6 protein-coding genes and 1 pseudogene are annotated in these 8,334 nt (G+C 66.5%); 3 read left to right on the forward strand and 4 right to left on the reverse strand.

Annotated elements, in window-relative coordinates; all coding sequences use genetic code 11:
• Position 1: 1 nt before the first annotated feature.
• Complete coding sequence (locus tag ABD978_RS05890) at positions 2-661, reverse strand: response regulator transcription factor (protein WP_345349524.1); 660 nt, start codon at positions 659-661, stop codon at positions 2-4.
• On the reverse strand, positions 658-2,085 hold the full coding sequence (locus ABD978_RS05895) for a HAMP domain-containing sensor histidine kinase (protein ID WP_345349527.1): 1,428 nt from the start codon (positions 2,083-2,085) through the stop codon (positions 658-660). Before ABD978_RS05895 ends, ABD978_RS05890 begins: the two co-directional genes overlap by 4 nt.
• Positions 2,086-2,652: 567 nt before the next feature.
• Between ABD978_RS05895 and ABD978_RS05900 the strand changes: the two genes are divergently transcribed.
• Both ABD978_RS05900 and ABD978_RS05905 read left to right on the forward strand, forming a co-directional pair.
• A complete protein-coding gene (locus ABD978_RS05900; RefSeq protein ID WP_345349530.1) occupies positions 2,653-3,579 on the forward strand; it encodes a hypothetical protein in 927 nt (308 codons plus the stop codon).
• 340 nt (positions 3,580-3,919) lie between these two features.
• Entirely contained in the window at positions 3,920-4,774 is an 855-nt protein-coding gene (locus tag ABD978_RS05905; RefSeq protein ID WP_345349533.1) for a PD-(D/E)XK nuclease domain-containing protein, read from the forward strand.
• Positions 4,775-5,216: 442 nt separating this feature from the next.
• Here the strand turns inward: ABD978_RS05905 and ABD978_RS05910 are convergent, their stop codons facing one another.
• A complete protein-coding gene (locus ABD978_RS05910; RefSeq protein WP_345349536.1) occupies positions 5,217-6,506 on the reverse strand; it encodes a protein kinase domain-containing protein in 1,290 nt (429 codons plus the stop codon).
• 526 nt (positions 6,507-7,032) lie between these two features.
• On the opposite strand from ABD978_RS05910, the pseudogene ABD978_RS05915 reads away from it, so the two are divergent.
• Positions 7,033-7,449: pseudogene (locus ABD978_RS05915) on the forward strand (helix-turn-helix domain-containing protein); the annotation flags it as partial.
• Here the strand turns inward: ABD978_RS05915 and ABD978_RS43775 are convergent.
• A complete protein-coding gene (locus ABD978_RS43775; RefSeq protein ID WP_425550673.1) occupies positions 7,370-7,648 on the reverse strand; it encodes a transposase in 279 nt (92 codons plus the stop codon). The pseudogene ABD978_RS05915 and the gene ABD978_RS43775 overlap by 80 nt on opposite strands.
• Positions 7,649-8,334: the final 686 nt, after the last annotated feature.

Raw genomic sequence — 8,334 nt, forward strand, 5'->3', positions numbered from 1 at the left:
GTCAGGAGTCGTCGGACAACGCCTCATCGAGCGGGACCAGGCCCTGCTGCAGCCCGAAGATGGCCGCCTGCGTACGGTCCTGGAGGCCGAGCTTGGTCAGGATGCTGGAGACGTAGGACTTCACCGTCTCCTCGCTGAGCGACAGCCGTCGCGCGATCTCCCGGTTCGACCGGCCCCTGGACAGGGTCGCCAGCACGTCCCGCTCGCGGGGCGAGAGCACCTTGAGCGGATCCTCCCGTCCGCCGTCGCGGACCTGCCGGACCAGGATCGACGCGATACCCGGGCCCAGGACGCTGTCACCGCGCGCGGCGGCCCGTACGGCGGCCACGACCTCCTCGGCCGCCGCGGTCTTCGGCAGGTAGGACAGGGCCCCGGCGCGGATCGCCTCGACGACCCGGTCCTCCTCGAGGAAGGAGGTGAGCACGATGATGGCCGGCCGCGTCTCGTCGCCGCGCAGTGCCTCGAGCACGCCGGGACCGTCGGTCCCTGGCATCACCATGTCCAGCAGGACGACGTCGGGCCGCAGAGCGCGGATCGCGGTCACGGCGGACAACCCGTCGCCGCACTCTCCGGCGACCTCGATGTCCCGTTCCTGCTCCAGCACGAAACGGAGGCCCTGGCGGACGACCTGGTGGTCGTCCACGACGAGCACGCGGATCACGGCGTGCCGTCCGGGATGCTCGCCGTGACGGTCGTCCCCTCGCCCGGAGCGCTCACCACCTCGAAGGTGCCGCCGAGCTCCGTCGCGCGTTCGCGCATCAGGTCGAGCCCCATCCCGTGCCCGTCGACCGACCGCCGGTCGAACCCCCGCCCATCGTCACGCACCCGCACGACGACACAGCCGTCCCCGGCCGTCAGGCTCAGCTCGATGAGTCCGGGCTCGCCGTGCCGGACGGCGTTGCCGAGCGCCTCCTGGGCTATTCGCAGCACCGCGTGCTCCACCGCCGGCTCGAGCCGTACCGTCTCAAGATCGGTCCGGACCGGCACGCCGAGGCGCGCCTCGTACGCGCGGCACAGTTCCGTGAGCGCGGGCATCAGCCCGGCGTCCTCGATCGCGACCGGACGGAGTTCGAGCAGCAGCGCCTGCATCTCCCGCATCGTACGGTCGACCGTGCGCTCCATCGACTCGGCCTTGTCCCGCAGGTCCGTCTCGGCCGCGAGCGCTTTGCCCAGCCCTCCGGCCAGCAGCCGCAGGGAGAACAGGTCCTGGGAGATCGAGTCGTGCAGTTCGCGGGCGATCCTCGACCGCTCCGCCCGCCGCCCGTCCGACGCCGCGGCGTCCCGTTCGGCCTGCACGGCCGCCTCGAGGCGCTCCGCCATCCGGTTGAACGCCTCCTCCAGCCTCCCCACCTCGTCCCCGCCCGACTCCGGGATCCGCGCCTGGAAGTCGCCGTCGGCCATCGCCGTGGTCACGTCCGCCAGCCGCCGGATGCGCCGGATGAGCGCGCCCGTGCTGAGCAGCCCGAACAGCACCCCGACGGGAACGATCAACAGCAGCACGATGAGGCCGGGCAACAGCAACCGGCCGACGTGCCCGGCCGCCTGCCGCCGCCCGGCCGGAAGCTGCACGTAGACCATGCCGATGACCCGGCGGTCGTGCCCGGCCGGGCGACCGGTACGGGCCGCCGTGGCCGCGCCCCAGGCGACGACCGGGCTCGACGCCCAGGCGACCGACCGGCCCTGCTGCTTCCGCAGGCCGGAGCGGGCCGTCGTCGCGGCGCCCTTGACCGGGACCGGGGAGCCGACCGGATTACGGCCCGGCGCGGAGCTGAGCACGATCCTTCCGTCCCGTGCCGCCAGCGCCTCCAGGGCGACGCCGTCCCGCATGCGAGCGTCACCGATCCCGGTCTGCGCGCTCGCCTGGCCGCTCAGGCCGGCGAGGAGGTCTTGGTCGGACACCCCCGGCGTGGCGAGGCCCAGGTCGACGGCGGCGAGGCTGAGCGTCTTCGCGTCACCGGCCGCCTGTGCCTCCGCTCCCCCTGTGTCGCCGGCGCCCGTCAGCACCCGAGGCGCCACGAGCAGGAGCAGGACGGCCTCGACGACCAGCACGGCGGCCACGGAGACCATGACATACGAGAGCGCCATCCGAGTCCGCAGCCCGTACCGAGAAAACACCTATCGCCCGCCATCCGGTCTCGGCCCGGCAGGTGACCAACTGCGCGTGGGAAGACCAACCAGGACCGCCGCCCGATCCGGATTCCGCCGCATACCCCGATTGTGAATCACGGCTCTATACCGCACACGGGGTTTAGGAATCCACAGGCGATGCAGCGGAAATACGGGGCCTGACCTATGCGATAACGGTCTCCGCGAACTGTGCGGCGGGAGGCCATCCCGCGCATTTCCCGCGCGGAGATCACCGACATCGACGACGCCAGCGGCGTGAGCAGGTGTCACCGGCGGAAAGCTGCACGACATCGGCTGGGTCGCCAGCGTCCGTCTGGTGCCTGCAACCTCGGGGTCGTCAACTGCTTCGGCCGCTACCGGCTACCTGACGGCCACAACCGGTAACTAGCGAGTCTCGGAACGCGGATTAGGGCACCACCCAGGCGACCCCTCACGCCCAGGAGCAGCCGTGAGCCGCGAAACGACCCCGGACACCACTTTTTGCGACCCCAACAGGCAACGACCCGAACTTTCGATTGGGGGCGCATGATGGCGGAGCGCAGCGGTCACAGCGCGAACTGCGAGAACGCTGAGAAGCCGCCGTGCGCTTGCCAGTGCGGGGGTGCCGAGCATGGTTGGCAAGGTGCGCTCGCCATCGCCGCCGCCCCGTCCGACCGCGACCTACTCAGGCTTGAGCGAGAGGCCGACCAGGCATGGAGCCAGGCCGAGCGACGTCGCACCGACCAGCGCAAGCCCGGGCCACAGACCTCGGCCGGGCGGCAGGCGGCGATCAAGACGTTCGTCGCCGAGGTGATCCGGTGGTTACGGCGCGATCCGAACCTGCGCGAGGCCACTAAGCAACTCGGCGAGCCGTTCCGCATCTCTCGCGACACCGACCCGGATGGACCACGTCGACGTCTCACCGCCGAGCAGGAGGAGCGGTTCGTCGAGGCGCACGTGATCCCGGGGCTACGCAAGGAGTTCGGCGACCAGCGCATCAAGGACTTCCAGAAAAAGGCCGGCACGGCGCACTTCTGGTGCGAATTGCTGGCACAGACCGCCCATACCCTTGACAAATTCCGGGGTCGATACAACCAGGCGAAGAGAGCGGTCACCGCAGTGCTGACCAGTGCTGGTGAGGGACGCCCGGACGGCTGGACTGCTCTCCTGGCGGAAAAAGACGTGATCGAACGGGCGGTGGAACTGGTATTCAAACACCTGCCGAGGGCCGCGACCGGGGGTATCGCCGTCCAGGACGCCTTCGGCTTGATCTGGCCTGCCCGTGTTCTGGCCGTGTTGATGTGCCGGGAACCCCGCCGTCACCCGGCCGTACGGGAGTATTGCGTGAAGCCGATCGTCCGGTACGGGGCGGCGGAGATCCGGGAGCGGGTCAAGGACCGGCTCCGCCAAGCTTTCCCGCTCGACTGGCCCGGGCCGGCCGTACCGGACGAAGACACGAGCGATTTGACCTGACGACAGCGCGAGACCGGACCGGCAGATCACGGGCATATCTGTCCGGAGTGCTCGCTCGCGCGAACGCTGAGAAGGCGTGACAGACAGTCTCGCGCGGGTGAGTGCTCCGGTCCGCGGGGCCGAAGGCGCGAGCCTCCCGCTTCGGGACTCGCTCAGCCTCTTCGCCAGCTCCCTCGATACCTCTTCGTCCCGAACTACCGGCGTGCTCACGGTCAGCGCTGGCTCGCCATGCTCGGACGTGTAGTGCTTTGTGATCACGGCAGGTGCCGTACGGCAGTGTTGCTGTACTTCCGTGCTTCAGAGCGGATCCATACCCTCCTTATGCGGATATAGTCCGTTCATGGCAAACACCCAACTTGATCAACTCCTGGAAGAAATCAAAGACATCGAATCGCGGGCTTCGCGGATTCAAGGAGAACAGCGCCTGGAGCTCAGCGATGCCGAAATTGATAGTCTAATATCCGACTACCAGTCTTGGTATGCCAGGGCACTCGACGTATTGCCCGCCGAGTTCGAGGAGCGTTTTCGCGGCGAATACGAAGGAGGCTTCTTCAGCCCCAAAATCAAAAGCTTCCTCCAAGCCCCAGGTGATATCAATCCGCTATTCAACGGCCATGACATGAACCCTCTCGTACAGTATTGGTCCAAACCATTCAGTACAACGTTTCGTGGTCCACTGCTGAATCAGCGCCAGATCCTGCTGGAAGGCAAGCAGAAGATACAGGGTCCAAGAAGCCAAAGCGCAGATCTCCTTATAATCGAGAGGATCTGCCGCAACTTTTCGGAGTTCCTCGCCCCTCTCACCGAGCGAAGCCGGGGACGCACGCCGCTCCCGATGGAGGATGAATATGACGTGCAGGATGTGCTTCAAGGGCTGCTTCGCATCTTTTTCGACGACGTTAGGCCAGAAGACTATGTACCAGAGCAGGCCGGCTCAAGATCGCGCGTCGACTTCCTGCTAAAACTAGAAAAAATCGTCGTGGAAGCCAAGATGGCAAGAGTCGGTCTCGGATACAAAGAAGTAGCCGAGCAACTCATTGTGGATATCGAACGATATAAAGCCCATCCAGATTGCGGCGCTCTGGTCGCCCTTGTTTACGACCCTGACAGGAGGATTCGGAACAGGCGCGCACTCGAGCATGACCTAAGCAGGAAGCATGATGGGCTGCCTGTTTATGTATATGTCGTCCAGTAGCCTATGCGCCTGCTATCTAGCTCGGGCAGGCAGAGCGACTCATTACGAGTCATGCTAAGTACGTCCACAGATGTCCAGATCCGATCGTTGACCAGCCTTTCAGGCTCCACAATGTCCAGACCTGTCCCAGGTCGTCCAGGGTGGTTGTTAGCGCGGACGTTAGCAAGCTCCGGCCTAACGCGGCTGGGCGCGCCGGTCCGGAGTGCTCGCACGCGCGAACGGTGAGACGGTGTGACAGACGGCTTCGCGCGGGTGAGTGCTCCGGCTCGCGGGGGGCTGGGGGTCGCGAGACCTCCGCTTCGGGCTCGCTCGGCCGTCCTGCTCCAACGTGGCACGGCGTTCAGAGGCAGTGCCATCCCGCATCCCGTACTGGGCGCCGTGATCATCCGCGAGACCACGACCTGCGGCGCCCACGCCTGGGGCATATGTCTTTGCGCTAGTGCTACTTCGCTATGAGGGCTCGAAGAGCAAATACGAGCAAAAGCACGAGCACGATGATGACGACCACCGCAATGACGCCGACCGCCGCCGCATCACCGTCAACCGGCGCACCGCGCATGGCGTCCTGCACGAGGATGAGTCCGTCAGCGCCAGTGCCTTGAACTTTGGCCAGGTCGACACCGTGTTCGGTCGCGAACTCGCGGGCTGCGGCAGTCGCGTAGGCTCCATGCCGTTTCCTGGCGGCGGTGATGACGTCCTGCTCGCGGATGCGGCCGTTGGCGCCAGTGCCCTTGATGGAGTTCAGGTCCACGCCTTGTTCGGCCGCGATCTTGCGGACGTGGGGGGTTACGCAACCGTCCTGCTTCGGCTTGACGCTGGCGGAGTGAGCGTCCCGATCGGTCAGAGGATCGCTCTCGACGAGAGTCTTGCCGGACGGACCCCGACGGTGCGCGGACTCCTGCTGTTCTGATGATCGCGAGTTGACAAGCGGAGTGAGAAGGTCGCGGGCTTCTTCGGCGGTGAGCCGTTCGGCTGGAGTCTTGCGGAGGAGGCCGCTCAGCACAGGGGCGAGAGGGCCGGCTTTGGCGGGCGGAACGGGATCTTGGGTGGCGATGGCCGCGAAGATCGCTCCGTTCGTCGGACCGGTGAACGGCGGGTGGCCTTCGACGGCGTCGTACAGGGTTGCGCCCAAGGACCACAGGTCGGACTCGGGGACCGGTCGGCCGTGTACCTGCTCGGGTGACATGTAGGCGGGCGTGCCCAGGATCGAGCCGGTGTGGGTGAGGGTGGCATCGCCCTCCAGCGCGGCGATACCGAAATCGGTCAGCACGACCCGATCCCCTTCGAACAGCACGTTGGCGGGTTTGATGTCACGGTGGACGATCCCGTGGGCATGGGCGACCGACACCGCCTCCAGCAACCGCAGACCGATGGCGGCCACACGGCGCACCGGCAACCGGCCGTGTCGCTTCAATTCATCGGCCAAGGATGTGCCGTGGATGAGTTCCATCACGATCCATGGCCGGCCGTCCTCACCTACTACCCGGTCGTACACGGTCACGATCCCCGGGTGCTTCAACCGCGCGGCGGCGCGCGCTTCACGCCCCATCCGGGCGTACCAGCGGGGATGCTCCTGTTCGCCGATCCACTCGGGGAGCCGCAGTTCTTTGACGGCGACCTCACGATCCAAACCGGTGTCGAACGCTCGCCAGACCACCCCCATCCCGCCCTGTCCGATCTTTTCCACGAGCTGGTACCGACCCGCCAGCAACTCCCCGTTCAATCCACCCATAGGCCGAACATAACGTTGCTGTTGAGCACAGACGAGCGCATCCCAACAACGAATACACACGAATGTCTGTAAGAAGTCGGGCCCTCAGATGGCGAACTTGACCGATGCCTGTCCTTGAGCTCACCGTGTGCAACGTTGGGCGGCTGGGCCTGTCGACCGCGTAGCGGCTTAACGCATCGGTACTGGATCTTGCGCGGCGCGGGAGAGCGACGGATCCGTTGGTGGCCGCTCCTACGGATTCAGCGGTGTTCCGTGTCGGGTAGGGCGGCCGTCCGGTTCGGGCCGGGACCGGCCCGCACAGGCCGCACGCCCGGCCCGAGGGCCGGTCGGCCGCCGGCGGCCCGCGTAGCGGGGCGCGCCTTGAAGACGTAGAGAAAGTCCTCACCCGGTTGTAGATCTGCTGGTGTCCTTCCTCGGTTGATACTTGACACTCCGGCCTCGGTTGATGCTTTACGCCCTGTCGGCTGGCTTGGCTTTCGCGTGGTTCGTCGCGATCGCGTGGGAGGCCGGGTTGGCGCTGGTGGAGCTGAGCGTCGTGGAGCAGCGGTATCGCGCTGTGCTGGAAGTAGAGGCCGGATGCCCGGTCATTGAGGTCGCTGAACGCTATGGGGTCTCCCGTCAGACCCTGCATGCGTGGATGCGCCGGTATCGAGAAGGCGGCCTGAGCGGGCTGGCGGACCGGTCGCATCGGCCGGCCAGTTGCCCGCATCAGACCGCGGCGGAGGTGGAAGCGCTGGTGTGTGAGCTGCGGCGAGCTCATCCCCGGTGGGGTCCGGCCCGTCTCGCGCACGAACTGCAGCGCCAAGGTGTTGCCCCGGTTCCGTCGCAGGCGACGTTGTCACGGATCCTGGCCCGCAACAGCCTCATCGCCCCCGGTGGGCGGCGCCGACCCCGCGCCTCGTATCAGCGCTGGGAACGCGATGAGCCGATGCAGCTGTGGCAACCCCACACGCGTGGACGTGACCCGGGACATCCCGCCAGGGCGCCCCGACGCGGACCCGCCAGCGGATCCCGTCGATGAGCTGGCGTTTCGTCCACTTCGACGGCCGGCCTGGCCGGGCGGGCACGGGCAGCAGGGGTTCCAGCCGCGCCCATTGCACATCGGTCAGGTCGAACCGCCTCGTCACCGCTAGGGTGGCCACGAGGCCTCCGGTGTTCAGTTCTTCTTGGTCGATGAACCCAACTACTGGAGGCCTCGCTACTTATCGATCACGACACGCCGTCATCCCGGACACAAGCCGCACTTCGAGACAGGCCCTAGTGACCCTGCCACCGTCTCGGTGAGGGGAAGCACCCGTGATGAGGGAAACGGCGCTTCCCCATTCTCTTGGAGGCACCGGAGCCCGTACCGAGAGAGCACCTGTCCGCCATCCGGTCTCTGCTCAGCGGGTGACGGCCGCGCGCAGGGTGGCCGACCGGGGGCGATCGCTGAGCTCTAAGCCATGATCACTGGTAGATGGCGCTTCTAGAGGCCAGCGAATGCCAGGGATCATGAAAACCCGCCAGCGGACTACAACCACCATTGCCACCAAGGCATCAGGCGTCGCCGACGTGGCCCAAGACGAAGAGGGCGTCTCCCCTGGGGAGACGCCCTCTTCGTAGACGAGTCGCCTGTCGGAATCGAACCGACCCGCCACCGGATGCCCTACCCCATCGATGCGAACTACTGGCGATCACGTCCTCGCCGGCTGACCCTCGTCGGACGTGCGTTGCCGTACGGCTCGGACAGGTGCTGTACGGCGGAGTCGCCGCCACAGGCTGAGTCTCTGTCAACGGCGCTCCAATGTGAGACCAGGGTCGGCGGCTGAAAATGGACCCGTTTGTTGAT

Origin of the sequence: Actinoallomurus liliacearum, from assembly GCF_039542035.1 — a bacterium.
GTDB classification, from domain to species: domain Bacteria; phylum Actinomycetota; class Actinomycetes; order Streptosporangiales; family Streptosporangiaceae; genus Actinoallomurus; species Actinoallomurus liliacearum.